The sequence below is a fragment of the Sediminibacterium goheungense genome (genome assembly GCF_004361915.1).
Taxonomy (GTDB): Bacteria; Bacteroidota; Bacteroidia; order Chitinophagales; family Chitinophagaceae; genus Sediminibacterium; species Sediminibacterium goheungense.
Genome location: NZ_SNWP01000010.1, coordinates 806,207 through 829,358, shown reverse-complemented (window position 1 = coordinate 829,358; position 23,152 = coordinate 806,207). Strand labels below are relative to the sequence as shown.

Sequence of the window (23,152 nt, the reverse complement as noted above, 5' to 3'; positions counted from 1 at the left end):
TCAATTCAGGTATTTACCAACAATCGGAACCCTTCTTCCCACACCAAATGCTTTGGGTGAAATGCGGATGATGGGACAGAACTGGTTTCGTTTGTATTCATTGTTGTTCACCATCTTCAGTGTTCGGTCAACCAAAGCAGCTTCATAGCCCATGGCTTTTATTTCGGCCGGCCCCATTCTTTTTTCAATATACTGGTACAATACCTGATCGAGCAGGCTGTAATCAGGTAAACTATCACTGTCTTTCTGGTTGGGTCTCAGTTCAGCACTGGGTGCTTTGGTTATGATGTTTTCAGGGATGATTGCTTTATTTCTGTTGATATACTTCGCCAAAGCATACACCTGTAATTTATAACAATCACCCAGTACACCGAGTCCGCCGGCCATGTCGCCATATAAAGTGCCATATCCGGTAGCCAGCTCACTCTTGTTAGAAGTGTTCAATAAAATATATCCGAATTTATTGGCAATACCCATTAATAGATTACCCCTTGTTCTGCTCTGGATATTCTCTTCTGCCAGTGAAAAAGGTAATCCATTGAAAACAGGTTCCAATGTTTTTGTAAAAGCGTGGAATACATCATCAATACGGATGATATCGTAAGGGTTGCCGAGATTTTTGCTCAGCATAACTGCATCATTTACTGAATGATCGGTTGAATAAGGAGAAGGCATTAAAATGGCCCGTACATTTTCTGCACCCAGTGCATCGCAGGCAATGGCCAATGTAACGGCAGAATCAATACCACCCGATGAGCCGAGAATGGCTTTGGTAAAACCCATTTTAGAAAAATAATCACGTATACCTAAAATGAGGGCATCGTATACCTGTGCAATATTTAATGCAGGTTCCAATGTGGAAGGATTGAGTTCTTTATCAGGAACACGGCTCGCTGGCTCGAGAATAGGTGCCTTTATACTGCCATCTTCATTCAGTTCAACTGTAACCAACGTTTCCTCAAACATGGGTAAGGCTGCACATAAATTGGCGTCTTTGTCAAACACCAGCGAAGCCCCATCGAAAACAATTTCTGTCTGACTGCCTACAGCATTACAATAGAACATCGGTATCTTATATTTCTGTACATTGGCCTTGATAACAGATTTTCTGTCTTCATCATGTGTATAATCAAAAGGAGAGGCGCTGATATTGAGCATCAGATCTGGTGACTGTTCCATGAGTTGATCCATCGGACAAATTCGGTACAAGGGATTGTCGCCGAGGTTCCAGATATCTTCACAAATGGTAATGGCTATTTTTTTTCCTTTAAAGGGTACCACTTTCCACTCATAGGCAGGTTCGAAATAACGGTATTCATCAAATACGTCATAAGTGGGTAAGAGGGTTTTATGAATTTCTGCTTTGATTTCTTTTTCATAGAGAAAGAAAGCCGCATTAAACAGGTCTTTTCCTTTTTGGATGGTATTGCGTGCCGGTGAACCGATGAGTACGGCAATGGAATCGGCATGTTCGCGTATCAGATCAACTGCTTCATAACATTTGCTGATGAAATCATTGAACTCAACAAAGTCTCTGGCAGGATAACCGCATACACTCATTTCACTGAACATGATAATATCTGCGCCTGCTGCTTTAGCTTCTTTAATGGCACTGATCATTTTAGCGGTATTGGTCTCAAAGTTTCCGATATGGTAATTCTGCTGTGCGATACTGATCTTCATACAAACACCTGTTTATAAGCTTAGGGAGCAAAGTTCCGTAACTTTTGCATAGCTTTTACAGCCATCTTTGGCTTTCTCAACCTCTTTTATCAGCATCTTTGTAAAAACCTGATGAAAATGAATCGCTGGCTTGGAATGTTTCTGCTGCTTGCCTGTATTTCCTGTGGCAGTAAACGCAATGTACCCGATGTATCTGCTGTGAAGGCACCGCTTACGCTGCAACGTTTTGAGACCTCGTTTTTTAAAATAGACACGCTTCATTTCGAAACATCCTTGCAGGAACTTACCAGCGAGTATCACGGATTTACGCAGGACTTTCTCTTCAATATTCTAGGGAGCTCACCAGCCACTTTTACAAAAGATGTTCCGGCATTTATGAGAAGCTATGAGGGGCTGGCAAATGATGTAAGCAGGCTATTTCCGGATATGACCCGTGAAGTAGACGAAATACAGAAAGGGTTGCGTTTTGTGAAACACTATTTCCCGGAATACCAGCTGCCGGAAAGAGTGATCAGTTTTGTCGGTCCCCTGAATAGTTATGGAAGTATTATTACAAGAGATGGGCTGGCCATTGGTCTTCAGCTTTATCTGGGGAGCGAACATCCTTTGTACCTGAGTGAGGAAGGACAACAGTTATACCCCCGATATTTATCGAGAAGATTCGACAGGGCCTATATTCCTGTAAATGCCATTAAAAATGTAATGGATGATTTGTACCCGCCTGCCTATGCTGATAAGCCACTGATTGAGCAGATGATAGAAGCCGGAAAAAGAGTATACCTGCTTGATCAGCTGATGCCTTATACAGCAGATAGCCTGAAAACCGGATATACACAAAAGCAACTGGATGGCTGTTATGAGAACGAAAAAACTATCTGGAGCCTCTTTGTACAAAATAACCTGCTTTATAATATCGATCCTGAAATTAATCGCGATTATATGAGTGATGCCCCCAATACCCCGGCCCTGGGCACTGCTTCACCCGGTTTTATCGGACAGTTTGTAGGTTGGCAGATTGTGAAAAAATGGATGTCGCAACAAAAACAAGCAGGTAATCTCAAATTACTGATGGAGACTTCTCCCAAAAAAATATTTGAAGAGGCTAAATACAAACCCTGAGTAAATGATGGTTGTGCGAAAATCTGCCGATGATTTTTTGGGTAGCATTTTATAACACTGAACGCTGTGGCACCGGATTCCAAGCGCCGGACTTCAGTCCGGCGAATAAAATTAAATGGGATTCTAATTCATCTTCGAAGGCACAATCATATCAAAAGCAGGAATGTTTACATCAAACAGTTGTTTGGTATGCTGGTTTTCCATCTGGTAAGTGCCATGCATTTTACCCATTTCTGTCCGCAGGTTGCAACCACTTACATATTGGTAATGTTCTCCGGGTTGTAGCACAGGTTGTATACCCACCACACCTTCTCCCTCCACTTCTCTGTGTTCGCCATTGCTGTCGAAAATCTGCCAGTGGCGGCGTAATAATTTGATGGTGAAATTATTGTGGTTTTCAATGGTAATCCGGTAGGCAAACATATACTCCCCATTCAGTGGGTTGCTATAATCAGACTGGAAAAAGGTTTCCACACTGATTTCTACCCCTTCTGAAATTTTGGATACCATAAGGTTGGTTTGAGTATGGTAAAAATACGGAAAAACTGAATAGCTAATAGCAAATGGTTGATGGCATATAGCATGTTTTTCTATCAGCTATTAACCATCTGCTATCAGCATTATTTTTAACACAAAAAATACCTTCCAGGCCTTACCTTCGCAGCACTTTTAAAAAGAGGAACTATGACTAGGATTGCCGTAGCAAAAGGAGATGGAATCGGTCCGGAAATTATGGACGCTGTTTTATCGGTTTTCAGTGCCGCCAAAGTGCCATTGGAATATGATTTTGTTGATATGGGTAAGTGGGTGTTCGACAAAGGCTACAGCAACGGAATGACCCCTGAGGCACAGCAAACCATTGAGTCACTGGGCATTCTTTTTAAAGGTCCGATGGAAACACCCAAAGGGAAAGGTGTTAAGAGTGTAAACGTTACGGCCCGGAAAACATGGAACACCTATGCCAATAAACGTACTTTCCAGACCTTACACGGGGTGGATACGGTTTTCAGCAAAGCTGGTATTCCCATTGATATTACCATTGTGAGAGAAAATATTGAAGACACTTATGGTGGTATTGAACATATGCTGACCCATGATGTGGCGCTGAGCAGAAGATTTATTACCCGCCCGGGTAGTATGCAGGTGATCAAATATGCTTTCGAGATGGCCAAGAAGAAAGGTGCCAGAAGAATTACCTGCGGACATAAGGCCAATATCATGAAAATTACTGATGGGCTGTTTCTGGAAGTTTTTTACGAAGTAGCCAAAGACTATCCGGAACTGAAGGCCGATGATGTGATTGTAGATGATCTGTGTATGAAATTGGTAAGTAAGCCAGACCTGTTTGATGTGGTGGTGCTGACCAATTTACAAGGTGATATTGTAAGTGATCTTTGCGCCGGATTGGTGGGAGGACTGGGTTTTGCACCCTCGGCTAATATCGGAGATCATATTTCTATTTTTGAAGCAGTTCATGGTACGGCACCCGATATCGCGGGAAAAAATATTGCCAACCCGACAGCATTATTGTTGAGTGGTATTGGTATGCTCAGGCATCTGGGACTGATGGAGTCTGCGGCTATGATTGAAAATGCCCTATTATTTACACTGGAATCGGGGATCCATACCGGTGATTTTGGTGATAAAGCAGTTCCATCTGTTAATACAACACAGTTTACGGAAGCGATTATTGCCAATTTTGGGAAATTACCCGCCCACAACCCCAAACCCTTGCTGGCTGACCAGCCAGTAACACCCACTGTTTTCAAACTGGAGAAAAACCCGATGCTGGAAACAATTGAGTCGAATACAGAGAAAATTGTAGGGGTAGATATGTTTATTGAGAGCAATGAACAGCCGCAACTTGTAGCAGAAAAATGCCTGAAACATACACTTGACCTTTTTAAACTGGTTACCATCAGTAACAGAGGTACGCAGGTATGGCCAAAGGGGTCTGTATTTACCAACCTGGTAAATCAATACAGGTGCCGTTTTGAAAGTGTGGAAGAATTGGCCCTCACGCAGGTAGATATACTGGAACTGTATAAAAGGTTATCGGCCGACTTCAAAATCTGTTCAACTGAACTGCTGAATGCCTGGGGTGATAAAAAAGCCTACAGCCTTGCACAAGGACAGTAAGCAAGCCAAAATTTCGCGTAAAACAGAAAATATTGGCTAAAAAAGGTGCCTTCCAGCTTGTAGCTTGAAGCTTGAAGCTTTTTTCCTAATTTCACGCCTTCAAACAAAAGAGCAATCGAACTATATGGCAGAAGTGATTTTAATGCCCCGACTGAGTGATACTATGACAGAAGGTGTTATAGCCGCCTGGCATAAGAATGTAGGAGATGCAGTAAAGAAAGGAGACCTCCTTGCAGAAATAGAAACGGATAAAGCTACCATGGAGCTGGAAAGCTACCAGGATGGTATTTTATTACATATTGGTACCCCCAAGGGTGGTAAATTACAGGTAAACGACCTGCTGGCCATTTTTGGTAAAGCGGGAGAAGATATTTCAGCCTTGTTGGCACAACATAGTGGTGGCGCTGCTGCTGCTCCGGTTGCTGCTCCTGCACCTGTTGCAGAAGCGCCTGCCCCGGCAGCTTCATCAGCTCCTGTAGTTGATGTAGCGAACATGGAAGAAGTGGTTCTCATGCCCCGCCTCAGCGATACCATGACTGAAGGTGTGATAGCCGGATGGCATAAAAATATTGGCGATACCGTTAAAAAAGGTGAAGTATTGGCAGATATCGAAACCGATAAAGCCACTATGGAACTGGAAAGTTATAAGGATGGTGTTTTATTGTATCAGGGCGCAAAAGCTGGTGAGAAAATTCTGGTGAATGATCTGCTCTGTATCATTGGTAAACCCGGTCTGGATGTAGAAGCCATTGTTAAAGCTGTGAAAAACGGTGGTGGTCAGGCTACTGCACCTGCTGCTACGGTAGCAGCAGCCCCTGCGCCGGTAGCGGCACCGGTTGCAGCTACAGCCCCTGTTTCAGAAACAGTGGTAAATGAAGGACGGATATTTGCATCCCCACTCGCTAAAAAAATAGCAGGTGAAAAAGGTATCGATCTTCGTTATGTAAAAGGTACCGGCGACAATGGCCGCATTACCAAAAATGATGTTGATGCATATGTTCCTGCAGCTTCTTCTTCTGCACCGGCAGCAGCTAAAGCTACACCGATGGCTCCTGTGGCACCTGCCGGACAGGTTAGCTTTGAAGATGTGCCTGTATCACAGATGCGTAAAACCATTGCACGCAGATTGAGTGAGAGCCTGTTTACGGCACCGCATTTCTACCTGACCATGTCGATCGATATGGATGCGGCGGTCGCTGCACGTACGAAAATTAATGAAGTGGCACCGGTGAAAGTAAGCTTTAATGATATGGTGCTGAAAGCAACGGCCCTTGCTTTAAAACAACACCCTAAAGTAAACAGCAGCTGGTTGGGCGATACCATTCGTTATAACCACCACATTAATATTGGTGTTGCAGTAGCGGTGGAAGACGGATTGCTGGTACCCGTAGTACGTTTTGCAGATACCAAATCACTGAGCCAGATTGGTGCGGAAGTAAAAGAATACGCACAAAAAGCAAAAGAAAAAAAATTACAGCCTGCAGACTGGGAGGGAAGTACTTTCACCATTTCTAACCTGGGTATGTATGGTATTGATCAGTTTACTGCCATCATTAACCCTCCCGATTCATGTATACTGGCAGTAGGAGGTATTTCACAGGTGCCTGTGGTGAAAAACGGTCAGGTAGTGCCTGGTAATATTATGAAAGTAACCCTGAGTTGCGACCACCGTTCAGTAGACGGTGCCACAGGAGCAGCCTTCCTGCAAACCCTTAAATCATTGCTGGAAGAGCCTTTAAGGATGTTGGTATAAGTAACGTGAATGGTGAATGGTCAATGGTGAATAGTTGATGAAGTTCTACCATTAAAATAAAAGAGCGACACATATCAAGTGTCGCTCTTTTCATATTCACCATTCACCATTCACAATCACTACTCCCACTCACACCCAATCGGTGCTCCTGGTGCTATCTCTCTATGCTGAGGAAGTTCAATGTCTTTTGGTTTTTCAATTCTTTCTATTGCATACATATAGTGTGCACGTAAGGCTGAATTGACAGCGGCCTGTTGTTTGGCAAAATTTTTAAGACTGTTGAGACGATCGAAGCAAATAGATTTTACCTGATAATTCGCGGTATTATCCTGACTTAAAGCAAGTAACCAGGTGAGTACGATTTGTTGTGTTTGTGTTTGTACCTGTGCTTTTAAACCATCCTGCTTCTTGGCCATCCATGTTTTTTTAATGATGGCATCGAGTACTTCGCCCCATCCGATCGTACCGGCCTGAGCCTTGAACTGCTCCAGTCTGTTGGCCCTTTCGGCATTGAATAAAAATCCGAGCTCATAGTGCGCCAGTGCCTCTGCTGCTGCCATTGGGTCGAAGCTCATACCTGTACGTTTGGCAAAAGTTTCACCTACGCCATAATACATAGGTGGGCGTGGAGGTATCATCATACTTATGCGGTCAGGTAAAGTAAGTACTTCAGGATTGAGGCAATCCAGGGCTGCCTGTAATGCTTTTTGTTGAATGTTGTTGTCGAGTATCTGTGGCTTTTGTTGTGCATCGCCTCTCACATTATAACTGTAATTCATGCCGCCAATCAGTTTGCATACAGCTTCTACCTGGTAGCGATGGTAATTGTATACCGGAACCAATACATCTTCCAGTCTCGACATAGGTACTGATTCCCGGATCGCATTTTCTGAAAACTGATCCAGTGCTTTCTGGCGAACCTGTAATACATTTTTCAATTCATCCGTTGCATCTTTTCCATTATCCCATAAATGTGCATAGGGATGAAAACCACCAGGTGCTCGGGAATCAGCATCTGCAATAAACAATAATCCCTGTCTGGTATTTTCTTCCAGTATTTTTTTCAAGCCATCATTTTCATTAACGCCTTCCGGAAAATCCTGATAGCCATAGGTAATGGCGCGTTTGTCCCATTCACCGATTTCATTGGTATATACTTTTGTAAAATCAATTTCACCTTTACTGTTTACAAATACATTGGGATGCGGATAATCCATTACCGATCCACGGTTATTGAAACTCGAAGCATAATTATGCTGTAAGCCCAGTGTATGGCCGATCTCATGTGCCGATAGCTGACGAAGACGCTGTAATGCAGCTTCACGCATGGTTGAGGAAACAGGTTTACCTGTTTCGTAGGGTGACAAAAGACCGGTGAAAATAAGGTAGTCCTGACGTACCCTTAAAGATCCCAGCGTCACCTGCCCTTTAATGATTTCACCTGTGCGTGGGTCGGTAACAGAAGCACCATAGCTCCAGCCACGTGTAGAGCGGTGAACCCAGTTGATCATATTGTAACGGATATCCATCGGATCTGCATCATCTGGTAATACTTTTACGATAAATGCATTGCGGTAGCCTGCAGCTTCAAAAGCCTGGTTCCACCAACGACCACCTTCGAGTAAGGCAGATCGGATGGGTTCTGGGGTGCCATTATCCAGATAGTACACGATGGGTTTAACCGGATCGCTTAATGCAGCCGTCGGATCTTTCTTTTCGAGCCTGTGTCTGGAAATAAACATTTGTTCAATGGGCTCAGTAAAAGGACTGCTGAAGTCGAAATAAGAAATACCAAAATAACCGCTTCGGATATCATATTTGCGGGGCTGGTATTTATTATCGGGTAACTGCACAAAAGAATGGTGCATACGAACGGTAATCGCTTCACTGGAGGGGGTTACTGCATTTACATAGCGTCCTGCATCACTTCCACCGGTAAATGTGATGCTTGCCTCAAACTCGCTGTTCAATGGAAAGTTACGTGTATTGGGCAGGTACATGGCAGAACGCGATTCATTGAATGTATAAGTACCCTGGCGCATACTTCTTATTTTGTCGGCAACACCGTGCGCATCTCTCAGAAAGAAAGAAGTAGCATCCACCAAAACCTTATCACCCTCATCTTCATCGATGGTGAAACCGGCAATAGTAGACTGTGCAAAAGATTCCTGTACGGCTTCTCTTTCTTTTTCATCATTTGAAAGGGCACGGTAGCGGTAATTGGGCTGAATCAGCAATAACTTTTTGCCTACTTTATGAAAGTAAACAATGCGGGTACTGCCTAACTGACCACGATCGAGCCCAATATCATTGGAGCCCAAACCGGCAGGGAGAGAATTTACATATAAAAACTCCTGGTTGAATTTATCGGCCTGTAACCAGATTTTTCCGGTACTGGCATCCCACCAATAAGTGAAATAACCATCATACCGTTTCATGTTTTTTGTTTTGTCTGCAATTTTAGAACTGCTGTTCTGGGCGTGTAAACCGCTCAGGCATAAACAGAAAAATGCAAGTAAGAAAGTACGCATGTAAGAAAGTTTTGGTGAATCAGAAAAGCTGAACGCTTATAAAGATATTTTAAAAGAGGCCAAACTGCTTCATGTAGTAAGAATAAAAAAATCCTGTTACAGAAAGTAACAGGATTTGTATACAGATTGTAAAAGCTGAATTAGGCGTTAAAAGGAATTTCCGGATTAACAGGTGCTGGTGCTTCAACAGGAGCTGGAGCTGGTGTTGGTGCGGCGGCTGGTGCTGGAGCAGGTTTAGCTGCGGCTTTCTTTTTTGGCGCTGCTTTTTTGGCTGCAGGCTTTTTGGCAGCTGGTTTCTTTGCTGCAGGTTTTTTAGCAGCTACTTTTTTCGCTACCGGTTTTTTAGCGGCTGCTTTTTTCTTAGGTGCTGCCTTTTTAGCTGCGGCTTTCTTTTTTGGTGCTGCTTTTTTGGCGGCGGCTTTTTTAACCACTTTTTTTACAGCTGTTTTTTTCTTAGGTGCTGCTTTTTTAGCGGCTGCTTTTTTCTTTGGAGCGGCTTTTTTAGCTACTTTTTTCACTGCTTTCTTAGCAGGTTTTTTTGCAACTTTTTTAGGTGCTGCTTTTTTTACGGCTTTCTTTTTAGCTTTTGCCATGATGGTATTAGTTTGTTGTTGTAAATGATGAGGTACGAAAGTTAGAAAATTATTTGTGAATTAAAACGAATAGTTGCACTAAAAAATTTTAACGGTCAATGCACATTTTATTCTGTTACTTCCAAAAGACTCAGTTTTCCATCCATGGTAGCTGCAAGAATCCTTTTGCTACTCAGCATATTTACCGTGTTCACCATTGAATGATCGATCTTGTATACCCACTTCATTTCTCTCTTTACGGGGTCAATCGCATATACCCGACCGTTTTTGGTACCAAATACAACGGTGTTTTGTTGTTCCATCAACATAGAGGGTACATGCTCATAACCAAAGCCACAGTTGATTTTCCAGGCAACTGACTGTTTTTCACGGGAAGTTGGAAAAGCCACCACAAAATCATTCATCGTTTTACCATAAACCCATTTGCCGTCGGCTGAAATACCAATCGACTCCCTTACTGTAGCCTCATTGTTTCGCCATAAAGTGGTACCAGTTGCCAGATCAATAGCGGTGAGGTAGCGGTCCGGGGCAACTATGTAAACTACATCATCCCTTATAACAGGGATGCAGGCTGCGGGGGAATAATTGCGAACCGTAGAGCCATTGTTCCATTTCCAGTTCAGTTTTCCTGTTTTTCTATCCAAAGCATAGAGGTTACGATCCCATGCACCAAACAGAACCTGATTTCCCGTTATCACGGGTAAACTCATAACGGGTCCTTCCAATCCTATAAAGCGCCAGATCTCTTTACCCGAAACCAATTCAAGGGCCCGGAAACAATGATCGCTGCCGCCAACATACACAATACCATCCTTAATGAGTGGAGATCCCAATACGGCAGCATCGGCCTTGTACTTCCATACTAACCTGCCTTTAGTGGTTTCAAAGCAGTAAACATAACCATCACCTGACCCTACTACCATTCTTTGCTGATCAACAGCCGGTGAAGAAAATACAGCACCACCTGTTTGAAATTGCCATTTCTTTTTACCTGTTCTGATATCCAATGCTGTAATATTACCCAGGCTATTACCAAAAAATACCAGCTTGCCATCGGTAGCAGGGGTAGAAATAATATTGGCCTCAGCACTGTATTTCCATACTGCTTTCACCTCCGGAAAACTATCATTTACGGCATAGGAAGGACGCAAATGCTCAGGTGATGGCTGGTACAGATGCTTTTCTATTTTCACCCCGGTCCAGGAAGCCAGTGTTTGCCTGCCAGGCCACCGCTCAGCAAAAATGATAGAGTCTGATCTTACATCAACTAAATTATAACCGCCGGTTTCTGCTTTCACACGCAGGTTCGATCTGCCCATAACAGCAGGAATACCTTCAAAATTCATGGCCCGGTTGGCATGGCCATGACCACATAAAGCAGCAATGGTATTCTTTTGCTTTAACCGATCAATCACTTCATACCAATTATCCAGTCCATTATCGAGTGGATAGTGGTTCAGAAAAATAACAGGTTGATCGGGTTTCAGGGTCGAAAGTTCTTTTTCCAGCCAGTTAACAGCATCTCTGGGAACATGACCATCACTCATGCGTACATAAGGTCCGGAGGCACAACCAATAAAACGAATACCATTGTAGGTGAAGGCAAACTTATCATAGCCGAATATGGCGGCAAAAGCAACACCACCGCTTTCGCTCCAGCCAGTATCATGATTGCCGGGAATAATATAATACGGCACTTTTAATTCGTCGAGGATGGCCCTGGCTGTTTTAATTTCTTCTGTAGTGCCCAGTTCGGTTATGTCGCCTGTTAAAACCACAAAAGCAATGTCTGTCATCTGATTAATATCGGCAACGGTTCTTCGTAAATCCTCTTCGGCACTGCCATTGGGAGATCCGATATGGGTATCGGAAATAAAGGCAAACCGGAAAGGTTTAATCTGAGCGGAAGCCTGAAGGGTATAACAAAAAAGTATACATACAAGTAGGTATTTCATGACCGAAAGTTACACACAATACAAAATAATACATGACCTACTCAGTTGTATTACTGATAAATTGCACAATGGCCTGTCAAAATATTGCTGTTTCTGAGTAATCTCCAGGCATTACAGGTAGAAAATAGTAACAGGGTGAATGGGAGAACGGGGGGTGTAAGGTGGAATTAATTGCTAAATTTGATACATGTCATTCAACCAGACCTCATTTAAAAAAGCAGATATTATCATCCAGTCGGCGGCATTGATCATCACCGGTGCCATCTGTTTCTTTGATATGGAACTGGCCATGATGGTTTTCTTTTTGGGTATTGGTGGGTGGCAATTGCTGAGCATGGCTGTTCATCTTACACAGCGATGGAACCAGGACAGTAAAGCAAGAAAGGTTTATCAGTACCTGCTGCTCGCAATTGTTTGCATTTTTCTGATCAGTCTGTTATCGGCAGAGATGATGATATGGGTATTGTATATATTACTCTATATGACCCCAGTTCTTGCTTTGTATTACCTGATGGTTTGTTATTTGGAAATATTCCGGGGAAAATAGTATGAAGAAATCGATATGGGCCAATGCAGATGTATACGGGCAATTAGGTGTATGGTTATTATCTATCCTCCCTTTTATTTTCTTTTTTGTATCGCTGTTTAAAAGCAATGAATTTTATACGTTGTTACTGTTGCATGCATTAGGTTTGCTTATTGTAGGCTTATGGCAGGTAGTTAGTACTATGATTAACTTATTAATCGCTGAAAAAGACGATAAAAAATTTTTCACCCTTAATCTGCTGATAGCATTGGTACTTGGGAGCATGTTTTTTGCCTGGGTATATTCAGGTAATTTCAAAATACCCCTGCCTGCTACCAAAATCTATTATAATTATGTGCTGGGTATCTATTTTTTAGTGGTAAACATTGCAGCTATCCGTTATTGGAAATATATTGGCCGCTACTATAAACAAAAGAACTATGTCTAAAAAAACCATGGTACTGGGTGCTTCAGAAAATCCTTCACGTTATAGTTTTCTTGCTGTAAACAGATTACGTGCAAACGGACATCCTGTTGTGGCTATCGGGAATAAAAATGGACAGATCGGCGAAACGCCGATCATCACAGAACGCCCTGCGGAAGAGCGGGTAGATACGGTCACTCTCTACCTCAATCCTGCCTTGCAAAAACAGTATTACGATTATATTCTTTCGCTACAACCCAAAAGAATCATTTTTAACCCGGGTACCGAAAATGAGGAGTTGGAAGAACTGGCAAAAGAAAAAGGCATTGAACCTGTAGAAGCCTGTACACTGGTATTACTGAGCACAGGTCAATATTAAGCCTTACGTAAACACTGTTATCTCTTTTCTCTGCGGTCCCTTCCTTCGTCAGGGTGTCGAGCGGAAACGGAGATTTGCTATTTTTTTCGTATCTTTATAAGAGAGAATGCTCCAATTTTAGTGGAATAATTCCTTCCTCCCTTTTTCAGGTAATCTCCCACGTACCAGATCGTTTCATCATCACTCGGGTCAATGGCAGTCTGCGTATAATCTTCCCAGCGCAGGGTAGTTGTTTGCGGGGCTTCACCATTTACAAGAATTACTTCGTTTAAGGTAAGCTGACCCAATGGGTCACCAAAATGCCTGCCTGCAAAACGCTGACCAGGATAATCAGATTTTCCGCCGAATGAATAACCAATCCCGATATTACCCTTACCATCAATGGCAGGACTTGCCATCCAGCGAAAATTACTGTCTGGGGCATAAGTGCCCTGTTGGTATAGCTGAAGGCTTCGGTCTTTGTTTAGCAACAATTCATACCATCTTACACCACCACCTCCCGCAGCAGTATTCACGGAATGAACACCCACAACTGATTCTCTGTTGCCCATACGTCGATAAACAAGACGAGCCATTAATTTATCGCCCTGCGAGTCGAGCCGCTGCTCGGTACCGGGCTGGGGCACTGTTTTGGTGAGCTGTCCGCCACCGAGGTATTCATAAGGGGCAACATCAATTTTAACGGGTCCTTCGAGCCTTGTTTTGGAATGGTCTTTCCAGTCTACATAAAATTTCCAGGCATAAAGTCCATCGTCGCCCAATATTTTATTTAGCTGTGATCCACCTGCTGCTAACATAATACTGGGTGAGCCGGGTGGAGGTAATTGTTTGCCATCGAGATCGGCATTGATGATAAAGTTTACACCTTTTACAATAAAGGACTGTTCTTTTGCATCTTCACCCTTTAGCATTTTAATACGGTCAACCACATAGGCATGCCTTTCAATTACATCATCACCTGTACTGGTGGTAGTATAATAACCATCGGGCCAAACAGTAGGCCTTGGGTAATCGGGAAACAGTTCTCTCTCAAATTCATAACGGTAATAACTACCCATAGGGTCTGAACTGGTACTGATGGCATAACACATACAGTAAGTACCTTTATCAGGAGGTCTTGGTACTGCCGCACGTTGAGCCGACGGCGCATTGTTAGCATCAGCAGCAGGTGGTGGTGGTTGGTATAACAGGGCAGCTTCTCCGGGTTGGGCTAGTATTCTTCTGGTACCTGTTGTGGTATCCATATTCCTGGAAATGCCTTTACGGAAAGTAGGCATCACAATCAGCCATCTGTCGGCCAGCTGATCATATCGAACAACAGCATCACCATTATTGATCTGTTCACAGGGCCCGCCAAAACCACGAAACACGTTTTTGGTTTCCACAGGCCCATACAATACACGACCCGATTCGGGGTATTTTTTTCCTTTTTTCGTGAAAATGGCCATGCGGGAATTAACCGTTTGCACTACATGATCAAGACCCACTGCCAGCGAATTATCAGAAGGGTTGCGCATAACAGCTGTGCCCTGCGGCCCCGTAAAGCTTTCCCCCAACCCGTCGAAACTGGTGAGCAGCAACGGTGCTGCTTTGCTGCCAAAGCGGGTTTGCTCAACGGAAAGCGTTTTTGGGTCTGTTATTTTTTTTGGGATAAAAACCCCCGGTGCGCTTTTATGATGAGAAGGTTCTTCCAAAGATAATTTCGTGGTTTCTTTAGAAAGCGCTGAAAATGGTTGGGAAAGATCATGTTTCACTGCCTGTTTACTGCTAAGCAGACCTGATGAGGGTATTTGTTGTGCATTTAAGGCACAGAAGCCAAGCATTCCTGCCAATAAAAAGTAAGTCTTCATAAAGCACTGGATAATGGTGATGAATGGTAAACCAAAACGAATGGATATTCAATCCTTGAAACTAAAAACTGTGAAGGGGGGAGGGTTCTTATTTTTTGTTGGGTATTTCTCTGTTTTTAACTGAAGTTCTCTATTAAAAAAACTATATTCGACACACCAAATTACTACTCATGAAATCACAGCCCATTGCTGAAATGAGCACTGAAGTCCTGAAGAAAAATTATAAGACCATGAAGATGGTCATTATTATTTTATCTGTATTCCTGTTGATCATGGTCGGCTCAGGTGTATACATAACCCTGACAAAGGGTTTTGGAGCAGTATCCATACTTCCTATCGCATTCTTACCGCTCTTTATGTTGAATATGGTAAACTTTAAAAAAATAAAAAAAGAACTCACCGCCCGCGGTGAGAACCTGGGTGATTCATAAAATATCAGGCAGTAAGACCTTGCATTTCCAAATTTCCAAATTTTCAAATTGCTATATGGGAGATCTCCAGATTAAAAAACAACCCAAACAATACGATGCAGTCATCGTAGGTTCAGGTGCAGGTGGCGGTATGGCCGCATATGTATTGGCGAATGCCGGATTAAAAGTATGCCTGCTTGAAGCAGGTGCCGATTATGATCCGGCAAAACATTCGTCGCAGTTAAAAAATCCATGGGAATCACCCCGTCGGGGAGCCAGTACCAAATTTCGCCCCTTTGGCGATTTTGATGGCTGCTTCTGGGGATGGGAAATTGACGGGGAACCCTATACCATGGCTGAAGGGAGTGATAAGTGGGACTGGTGGCGCGCACGTATGATTGGTGGACGTACCAATCACTGGGGCAGGATATCGCTTCGTTTTGGTCCGAAAGATTTTAAAAGAAGAAGTATTGATGGTCTGGGTGATGACTGGCCCATCAGTTATGAAGATGTGAAACCATATTACGATAAGATTGATAAACTATTAGGTGTTTTCGGTTCTGTAGAAGGATTGGAGAATGATCCGGATGGAATTTTTCTTCCGCCACCCAAACCACGTTTGCATGAACTGATGATTAAAAAGGCGGCAACCGGAATAGGTGTGCCTGTTATTCCATCCAGATTATCGATTCTTACCAAACAAATCAATAAAGAAAGGGGTGAGTGTTTCTATTGTGCACAATGCGGACGCAGTTGTAAAGCTGCTGCAGATTTCTCTTCCTCATCGGCATTGGTACAGCCAGCTGTGAGAACGGGTAATGTGGATGTTATTACACAGGCCATGGCAAGAGAAGTTATTACCAATAAAGAAGGGATTGCTACCGGTATATCTTATGTAGACAAAACGGATATGATGGAATACCAGGTAAGTGGCAGGGTAGTGATACTTGCCGCCAGTGCCTGTGAAACAGCCCGTTTATTATTAAACTCAAAATCACAGCGCCATCCCAACGGACTGGCCAATAGCAGCAATGTAGTGGGTAAATACCTGCACGATTCAACGGGTGCTGCATTGGGTGGTGTGTTACCGGAACTCTTTGGACGTAAACGTTACAATGAAGATGGTGTGGGTGGTATGCACGTGTATACGCCCTGGTGGCTGGATAATAAAAAATTAGACTTCCCCCGTGGCTACCACATTGAATACTGGGGAGGTATGGGCCAGCCTGCATATGGTTTTGGTTTTGGTATGCAGGGCATGAATGGAAAATATGCCGTGAATGGTGTGAAAAAAGAGGCAGGTGGTTATGGAGCTTCACTTAAAGAAGACGTGCGCTATTTCTATGGCGCCGGTGTGGGAATGGCAGGTCGTGGTGAAGCTGTACCCCGTATCGATAATTATTGTGAGATTGATCCGAAAGTGGTAGATAAATATGGTATCCCTGTATTGCGTTTCCATACCACACATTCCGACTATGAGATCAAACAGGCCAAGCATATGAAAGAAACCTTCAAGGAAATTATGCACGAAATGGGTGCTATCATTACCTGGGGTGGAGATGATGATGCTTCCAATAATTATGGCCTCGCCAATCCGGGTAATATCATTCATGAAGCAGGTACTGCCAGAATGGGTAATGATAAAAAAACATCTGCCCTGAATAAATGGAGCCAGGCACACGATTGTAAAACCCTTTTCTGTGTAGATGGTAGTCAGTTTACATCCCAGGCAGATAAAAATATTACCTGGACCATTCTGGCGCTATCTATGCGTGCTTCTGAGTATATCATTGATGAAATGAAAAAACAAAATCTCTAAATCCATCTCGCCTAAGGCGAGACAAAATATAATACCATGGACAGAAGAAAATCCATAAAAGCACTGGTTGTTGGAACGGTAGCTACCGGCGTATTGGTGGATGCCTGTAAGCCGGCAGATAAAAAAGAAACCGCTAATACCATCGATGGTATTAATGTAGAAGACAGGATGGCGGAAGAGAAAGCGTACCTGGAGAAATTAAGTAAGGAAGCTAAATTCTTTTCACAGCATGAAATGTCTACAATTACCATACTGGCAGATATCATTGTACCCAAAGATGCCGTTAGCGGTAGCGCCAGTGATGCCAAAGTGCCAGAATTCCTGGAATTTATTGTAAAGGATATGCCCTCGCATCAGACACCTATGCGTGGCGGACTTCGCTGGCTGGATATGCAATGTCTCAAACAATTTGAAAAGTCGTTTGTGGATTGTACGGAGCAGCAAAGAATACAGATGGTAGATCAGATTGCATACCCCGAAAAAGCAAAACCGGAAATGGCTCAGGGTGTAGCTTTCTTTAACCTGATGCGCGATTTAACCCTAACAGGCTTTTATACTTCTGAAATAGGTGTAAAAGATCTTGATTATCGGGGTAATGTACCCAACAAGTGGAATGGTGTACCGGAAGATGTTTTGAAACAATATAAGATGGCATATTCTGAGCGTGAAATGAAAGAATGTGCCAGCTATACTTAAAATAAAAGGCCGGTCTTTATGACCGGCCTTTTATTTTAACTCACACCACTACCCGGATGAATCTTTTCTTCCGGATTGATGAAATGAAGTTTGCCATTTGCATCTTCGGCCATTAATATCATGCCATTACTTTCAATACCTCTCATCTTACGGGGTGCCAGGTTGGTCACTACCGTAACCTGCTTACCTGTAATTTCTTCCGGTGAAAAATGCATCGCTATACCAGATACAATCGTTCTGGTTTCAAAACCAAGATCCACCTGCAATTTCAATAGTTTATCGGCTTTCTCTACTTTCTCAGCTGCAACAATGGTACCCACTTTCAAATCAATCTTGGCAAAATCATCAAAAACAATTTCAGGTTTCACCGTAACCGTTTTTTGCTCACTGCTCACTACTGACTGCTCAGTTTCCTTCTTCACACTTGCTGCATTTAATTTTTCAATCTGTTCCATCATTTCACTGTCTTCTATTTTTCTGAATAATAATTCCGGAGCACGTAATGTATAGCCTACGCTTAATAGTTTCATGCTTCCGGCATTTTCCCATTCCAGCATTTTGTCTACTACCTTCATCATATGGCACATCTTCTTCGCAGTGAAAGGGAGGAAGGGGTTGATGAGTATGGCAAGATTGGCCGTTAACTGTAAACAGATATGCAGACAGTTATCAATACTTTTCTGTGCTGCCGGATCTTCTGCCAAACGCTTGGCTACAATCCAGGGTTCTTTCTTCTGCATATATTGGTTCCCTGTTCTGGCGAGATTAATCACTTCAAACATGGCTTCCCTGAATTTATATTCTTCCAGCAGGCCGGTTACTTTAACAGCCGTATTTTTTATTTCGGTGATGGTAAACTGGTCCAGTTCATCCGTAATATCCTGATGAAAGGCAGGCACTTTTCCGCCACATAATTTATGCATCAAAACAAATGTGCGGTTCACAAAATTACCAAATATACTTACCAGTTCACTGTTATTGGCATCCTGAAAACCTTTCCACATAAACTCGCTGTCTTTGGTTTCAGGCGCTATCTGGGTAAGATAATAGCGAAGTACATCCGCCATCTGGCTACCACCATTTTCTTTATTGATGAAGTCATTGATATAATCCTGCATATCAAGTTTCCAGTTACGGCTGGTACTCATCTTATCACCTTCCAGGTTCATGAATTCATTGGAGGGAACATTAGCCGGTAAAATATTACCGTGAAGTTTCAGCATTACCGGAAAAATAATGCAGTGAAATACAATATTGTCTTTGCCAATGAAATGAACCAGTTTGGTGTCTTTATCTTCCCAATAGGGTTTCCAGTCATTACCGGTATTAATGGCCCATTGTTTGGTGGCACTGATATAGCCTATCGGAGCATCAAACCATACATACAATACTTTTCCTTCCGCATCTGCCAAAGGTACTTTCACGCCCCAGTCCAGATCACGTGTTACTGCACGGGGTTGTAAGCCGCCGTCGATCCAGCTTTTACACTGACCTAATACATTGGCACGCCAATCATTCGCATGTTCATTCAGTATCCACTCTCTTAAAAAAGCTTCATGTCTGTCGAGCGGCAGGTACCAATGCTTTGTAGGTTTTTTAACCGGAGCTTTACCACTGAGCGTACTAACCGGATTAATAAGTTCGTCGGGACTTAAACTTTTACCGCAGCGTTCGCACTGGTCGCCATAAGCACTGTCGAAACTGCAATTTGGGCAGGTGCCTTTGATATAGCGGTCGGCTAAAAATGATTTCGCTTCTTCATCATAATACTGCTCAGATTCTTTGATTTCTAAATCACCATTATTATTGAGCTTTGTAAAGAATTCCTGGGCAGTTTCATGATGCAGGGGATCGCTGGTGCGGTGATAAATATCAAAAGCAATACCCAGGTCCTTGAAATTTTGCTCCATCAGCGGATGGTACTTATCAATAATAGCCCTTGCGGTAGTGCCTTCTTTGGTTGCCTGAATAGGAATAGCGGTGCCATGTTCGTCACTGCCACACACAAAAACAACATCTCTTTTCTGCGATTTTAAATAACGTGCATAAATATCAGCGGGTAAATAAGCGCCTGCCAGATGGCCAATATGTTTTTGGCCGTTTGCATAAGGAAGGGCCGCTGTAATCAGGTATCTTTTCGGTTGGTTCATGCTCTGATCTCCTAAATCCGGCTTCTAAAGTGCTGCCGGGTTGCAAAAATACAAAATGAGCGCTAAAGCAATGGCGCGGAATATTTCCGGAAATATTTGCGAATCCGGAAGAAAGATATATTTTTGATATCATTTTAATATCAAAATGGATTTTATGGAAAAAGTATACAAAGCCGTTTCAGGATTTACCGCCCTCCTGTTGGCCATCCTATTATTGGCGGCCGGATTATATATACTGATAGCGCATGTATCGAACAGTACCGATCCGGGAGGTGGCCTGGTGGCAGCCATGATTATCTGCTTCCTGAGTACGGCTATTATCCTGAAAGGACTGGTAATAGTACAGCCTAATTATGCCCTCACCCTTACCTTTTTTGGTAAATATGTTGGTACTTTGAAAGAAAATGGTCTTTCATTTGTAAATCCACTTTTTGCTAAAATGAAAGTGTCGCTTCGTTCAAAAAGTCTGGAAAGTGCAAAATTGAAGGTGAACGATAAAATGGGTAATCCCATAGAAATAGCTGCTGTTATTTTATGGCAGGTGCAGGATACCTATAAAGCTGTGTTTGAAGTAGTCAACTTCAACGAATACATGACCAACCAGAGTGAAGCAGCCATACGGCACCTGGCTTCCAGCTATCCATATGATAGTATTGAAGATGAATTTGCCAATATTACATTGAGAGATGGTGGTGAAAAAGTATTTGAATTATTGGAAACTGAACTCAATGAGCGACTGGCAAAAGCAGGTATCGTGATTACGGAAGCAAGGATCAGCCACTTGGCCTATGCACCGGAAATAGCGGGTGCTATGTTACAAAGACAGCAGGCAACTGCCATTGTTGCTGCAAGGAGCAAAATAGTAGAAGGTGCGGTAGGTATGGTTGAAATGGCACTGGCGATGCTTTCTGAAAAAGAAATTGTACAGTTGGATGATGAGAAGAAGGCAGCCATGGTGAGTAATCTGATGGTTGTATTATGTGGCGATAAAGCAGCGTCTCCCGTATTAAATACAGGTACACTATACCAATAAGTATCTTTACCGTCTGATTCAATTATGGCCAATAAAAAATCATTTGTATTACGTATCGACGAGCAGTCTTACGCCGCATTGGAAAAATGGGCTGCCGATGAGTTCAGAAGTGTGAACGGACAAATTGAAATGCTGATTGATAAGGCCCTTAAAGAGGCTGGCAGAAAAAGAGAACTGGGTACGCAGGTGAACAAACAAAAACCAAAGAAATAACCGATCGTTAAAATATATGACCAAAATACCACCCAGTCTCAGAAAAGGAGATACCATCGGAATTGTTTGCCCATCGGGTTTCATGCCCGCCGATAAAGCAGCAACCTGTATCAGGGTATTAAGCGAATGGGGTTATAAAGTACGTATAGGCAAAACCCTCGGTAACCAGTTTCATTATTTTTCAGGAACGGATAAAGAAAGAAAAGCTGATTTACAGCAGATGCTCGATGACACAGATATCAAAGCGATTCTTTGTGGCCGGGGCGGTTATGGTATGAGCAGGATCATTGACGAGCTGGATTTTACACGCTTTAAAAAATCACCTAAATGGATCATCGGCTTTAGTGATATTACACTATTACAGGCCCATCTTCATACAAAATACAAGATAGCATCCTTGCATTCGCCCATGGCAGCCGCTTTTAACGATGGTGCATTTGCTAATGAATATATTCAGACACTTAGGAAGGCACTGAAAGGAAATAAACTTTCCTACAAGTGTGCACCACACTCCTTCAATCAGTTGGGAACAGCCACTGGCGAACTCGTAGGCGGTAATCTTTCTCTTATTGCGCACATGGTAGGGACCCCTTCTGCATTCAATACAAAAAATAAAATTTTATTCCTTGAAGACGTCGGGGAATACATCTACAATATCGATAGAATGCTGATCCAACTGGAAAGAAGTGGCATGTTCTCTCAACTGGCCGGACTTATCATTGGGGGATTTACAGATATGAAGGATACTGTTATTCCATTTGGCACGAATATTACTGAATTGATTCGCCAGCATGTATCGAAATATAGATTTCCTGTTTGCTTCGACTTTCCGGTAAGTCATGAACGGGAAAACTATCCTTTAAAAGTTGGAGTGCAGCATGAATTGATAGTTAGTGCAAAGACTGTTCGTTTTACTGAATTATAAATAGCGTATAGCATGTGGTCAATGGCATATGGCTATAAACTATATGCCATGAGCCATATGCTATCAGCCATACGCTATTAGCTACTTTAATAAACTATCCAGCTTCTGTTGCATCAGTGGGAAAGTGTTAAGGTTCCTGTGTGTGCCGTTTTCGATGGTAATAAATTCATCGCCGGGTTTCAGTAGTTTTCTCAGTTTAACCGCGTTGCTGTAAGGAATTACACCATCATCTGTTCCATGAAAAATGGAAACCGGTGCCGTTACTTTTTTCATGTATTCGTCAGAAGGGAACTGGAATTGTAAAATTGATTTCAGCGGATACATCCACAAATAAATACCTACCAATGAGCGCATGCTGTTATAGGGTGTTTCCAGTATCAGCTTTTTGCAGTCCCTTACCGACGCAAGCTGAACAGCTACACCTGTTCCCATCGATTTCCCATAAATGATAATATCCTGGGGGGCATAAAATTGTCTGGCTCTTTTATATACCTGCAGAGCCTGCTCATACAAGGCAGCTTCCGTAAGTTCGCCGGTAGATTTACCAAAGCCTGGATAGTCGGGCATCCAAACTGCATAACCATGCTGTGTAAACTTCGAAACAAAACGTCTATAACGTCTCACATTGCCTCTGTTACCATGAAAGTACAATACAAGTCCCTTACGTAAACTGTCGGGTACTGTAAAATGAACGATATGTGTTTTGGCAGATTGATCTACAGGTATCCAGATATCTTCATAAGGCTGATCGAACTGATAGCTGCTGTCTGCCGCTACCACCACCGGCTGGAATAATATTTTCTGTTGAAAAGAATAAAACAGAATACCAACCAGTGCGTAAATAAGAACAATAATTTTTAACCAGCGGGGGATTTTCATGATGTCTGATGTCTGATGTCTGATGTCTGATGTCTGATGTCTGATGTCTGACATTTTTTGGATTGGCAAGCTACG

Annotated in this window: 20 protein-coding genes; 12 read left to right on the top strand and 8 right to left on the bottom strand. The window is 42.8% G+C overall.

The window, feature by feature from the left end; translation table 11 throughout:
- Positions 1-1,683 (bottom strand): NAD+ synthase, encoded by a 1,683-nt coding sequence (locus BC659_RS03570; RefSeq protein ID WP_133473298.1) that lies wholly within the window; start codon positions 1,681-1,683, stop codon positions 1-3.
- Between the two features lie 117 nt (positions 1,684-1,800).
- On the opposite strand from BC659_RS03570, the gene gldB reads away from it, so the two are divergent.
- Positions 1,801-2,802, top strand: coding sequence for a gliding motility lipoprotein GldB (gene gldB / locus BC659_RS03565; RefSeq protein ID WP_246027072.1), 1,002 nt, complete (start codon positions 1,801-1,803; stop codon positions 2,800-2,802).
- A gap of 123 nt (positions 2,803-2,925) precedes the next feature.
- Here gldB and apaG read toward each other — a convergent pair whose 3' ends face one another.
- A complete protein-coding gene (gene apaG, locus BC659_RS03560; protein ID WP_133473297.1) occupies positions 2,926-3,312 on the bottom strand; it encodes a Co2+/Mg2+ efflux protein ApaG in 387 nt (128 codons plus the stop codon).
- Positions 3,313-3,486: 174 nt separating this feature from the next.
- Here apaG and BC659_RS03555 point away from each other — a divergent pair, with 174 nt between their 5' ends.
- On the top strand, positions 3,487-4,941 hold the full coding sequence (locus BC659_RS03555) for an NADP-dependent isocitrate dehydrogenase (RefSeq protein ID WP_133473296.1): 1,455 nt from the start codon (positions 3,487-3,489) through the stop codon (positions 4,939-4,941).
- Positions 4,942-5,065: 124 nt separating this feature from the next.
- On the top strand, positions 5,066-6,694 hold the full coding sequence (locus BC659_RS03550; protein ID WP_133473295.1) for a pyruvate dehydrogenase complex dihydrolipoamide acetyltransferase: 1,629 nt from the start codon (positions 5,066-5,068) through the stop codon (positions 6,692-6,694).
- 119 nt (positions 6,695-6,813) lie between these two features.
- On the opposite strand, the gene BC659_RS03545 is transcribed toward BC659_RS03550, so the two are convergent.
- From BC659_RS03545 to BC659_RS03535, 3 genes are all read right to left on the bottom strand, one after another.
- Complete coding sequence (locus BC659_RS03545) at positions 6,814-9,225, bottom strand: zinc-dependent metalloprotease (RefSeq protein WP_133473294.1); 2,412 nt, start codon at positions 9,223-9,225, stop codon at positions 6,814-6,816.
- A 140-nt stretch (positions 9,226-9,365) separates the two neighbouring features.
- Positions 9,366-9,818, bottom strand: coding sequence for a hypothetical protein (locus BC659_RS03540; RefSeq protein WP_211340692.1), 453 nt, complete (start codon positions 9,816-9,818; stop codon positions 9,366-9,368).
- Positions 9,819-9,925: 107 nt separating this feature from the next.
- On the bottom strand, positions 9,926-11,773 hold the full coding sequence (locus BC659_RS03535; RefSeq protein ID WP_133473293.1) for an outer membrane protein assembly factor BamB family protein: 1,848 nt from the start codon (positions 11,771-11,773) through the stop codon (positions 9,926-9,928).
- A gap of 187 nt (positions 11,774-11,960) precedes the next feature.
- Here BC659_RS03535 and BC659_RS03530 point away from each other — a divergent pair, with 187 nt between their 5' ends.
- Genes BC659_RS03530 through BC659_RS03520 form a run of 3 tightly spaced genes read left to right on the top strand, consistent with a single transcriptional unit; the run spans position 11,961 to position 13,102 of the window.
- A complete protein-coding gene (locus BC659_RS03530) occupies positions 11,961-12,320 on the top strand; it encodes a hypothetical protein (RefSeq protein WP_133473292.1) in 360 nt (119 codons plus the stop codon).
- A gap of 1 nt (position 12,321) precedes the next feature.
- Positions 12,322-12,747: a hypothetical protein gene (locus tag BC659_RS03525; protein WP_133473291.1), complete on the top strand. Its 426-nt coding sequence runs from the start codon at positions 12,322-12,324 to the stop codon at positions 12,745-12,747.
- Complete coding sequence (locus tag BC659_RS03520; protein ID WP_133473290.1) at positions 12,740-13,102, top strand: CoA-binding protein; 363 nt, start codon at positions 12,740-12,742, stop codon at positions 13,100-13,102. Before BC659_RS03525 ends, BC659_RS03520 begins: the two co-directional genes overlap by 8 nt.
- Positions 13,103-13,179: 77 nt before the next feature.
- Here BC659_RS03520 and BC659_RS03515 read toward each other — a convergent pair whose 3' ends face one another.
- Entirely contained in the window at positions 13,180-14,952 is a 1,773-nt protein-coding gene (locus BC659_RS03515; RefSeq protein ID WP_133473289.1) for a hypothetical protein, read from the bottom strand.
- Between the two features lie 170 nt (positions 14,953-15,122).
- Here BC659_RS03515 and BC659_RS03510 point away from each other — a divergent pair, with 170 nt between their 5' ends.
- Genes BC659_RS03510 through BC659_RS03500 form a run of 3 tightly spaced genes read left to right on the top strand, consistent with a single transcriptional unit; the run spans position 15,123 to position 17,877 of the window.
- Positions 15,123-15,383 carry a redox-active disulfide protein 2 gene (locus tag BC659_RS03510; RefSeq protein ID WP_133473288.1) on the top strand — a complete coding sequence of 87 codons (261 nt, stop codon included), beginning with the start codon at positions 15,123-15,125 and terminating at the stop codon, positions 15,381-15,383.
- Between the two features lie 55 nt (positions 15,384-15,438).
- Positions 15,439-17,181, top strand: a complete 1,743-nt coding sequence (locus BC659_RS03505) for a GMC oxidoreductase (protein WP_133473287.1) — start codon at positions 15,439-15,441, stop codon at positions 17,179-17,181.
- Between the two features lie 36 nt (positions 17,182-17,217).
- Positions 17,218-17,877, top strand: coding sequence for a gluconate 2-dehydrogenase subunit 3 family protein (locus BC659_RS03500; protein ID WP_133473286.1), 660 nt, complete (start codon positions 17,218-17,220; stop codon positions 17,875-17,877).
- A 35-nt stretch (positions 17,878-17,912) separates the two neighbouring features.
- Here BC659_RS03500 and metG read toward each other — a convergent pair whose 3' ends face one another.
- The gene (metG, locus tag BC659_RS03495) at positions 17,913-20,027 is read right to left on the bottom strand and encodes a methionine--tRNA ligase (RefSeq protein ID WP_133473285.1); all 2,115 of its coding nucleotides are present in this window, start codon (positions 20,025-20,027) and stop codon (positions 17,913-17,915) included.
- Between the two features lie 154 nt (positions 20,028-20,181).
- On the opposite strand from metG, the gene BC659_RS03490 reads away from it, so the two are divergent.
- From BC659_RS03490 to BC659_RS03480, 3 genes are read left to right on the top strand one after another with little or no spacing between them, the layout of a single operon-like run.
- Complete coding sequence (locus tag BC659_RS03490; protein ID WP_133473284.1) at positions 20,182-21,060, top strand: SPFH domain-containing protein; 879 nt, start codon at positions 20,182-20,184, stop codon at positions 21,058-21,060.
- 24 nt (positions 21,061-21,084) lie between these two features.
- Positions 21,085-21,273, top strand: coding sequence for a type II toxin-antitoxin system antitoxin (locus BC659_RS03485; protein WP_133473283.1), 189 nt, complete (start codon positions 21,085-21,087; stop codon positions 21,271-21,273).
- A 16-nt stretch (positions 21,274-21,289) separates the two neighbouring features.
- Positions 21,290-22,198: a S66 peptidase family protein gene (locus BC659_RS03480; protein WP_133473282.1), complete on the top strand. Its 909-nt coding sequence runs from the start codon at positions 21,290-21,292 to the stop codon at positions 22,196-22,198.
- An 81-nt stretch (positions 22,199-22,279) separates the two neighbouring features.
- Here BC659_RS03480 and BC659_RS03475 read toward each other — a convergent pair whose 3' ends face one another.
- Entirely contained in the window at positions 22,280-23,131 is an 852-nt protein-coding gene (locus tag BC659_RS03475; protein ID WP_133473281.1) for an alpha/beta hydrolase, read from the bottom strand.
- Between the last annotated feature and the right edge of the window lie 21 nt (positions 23,132-23,152).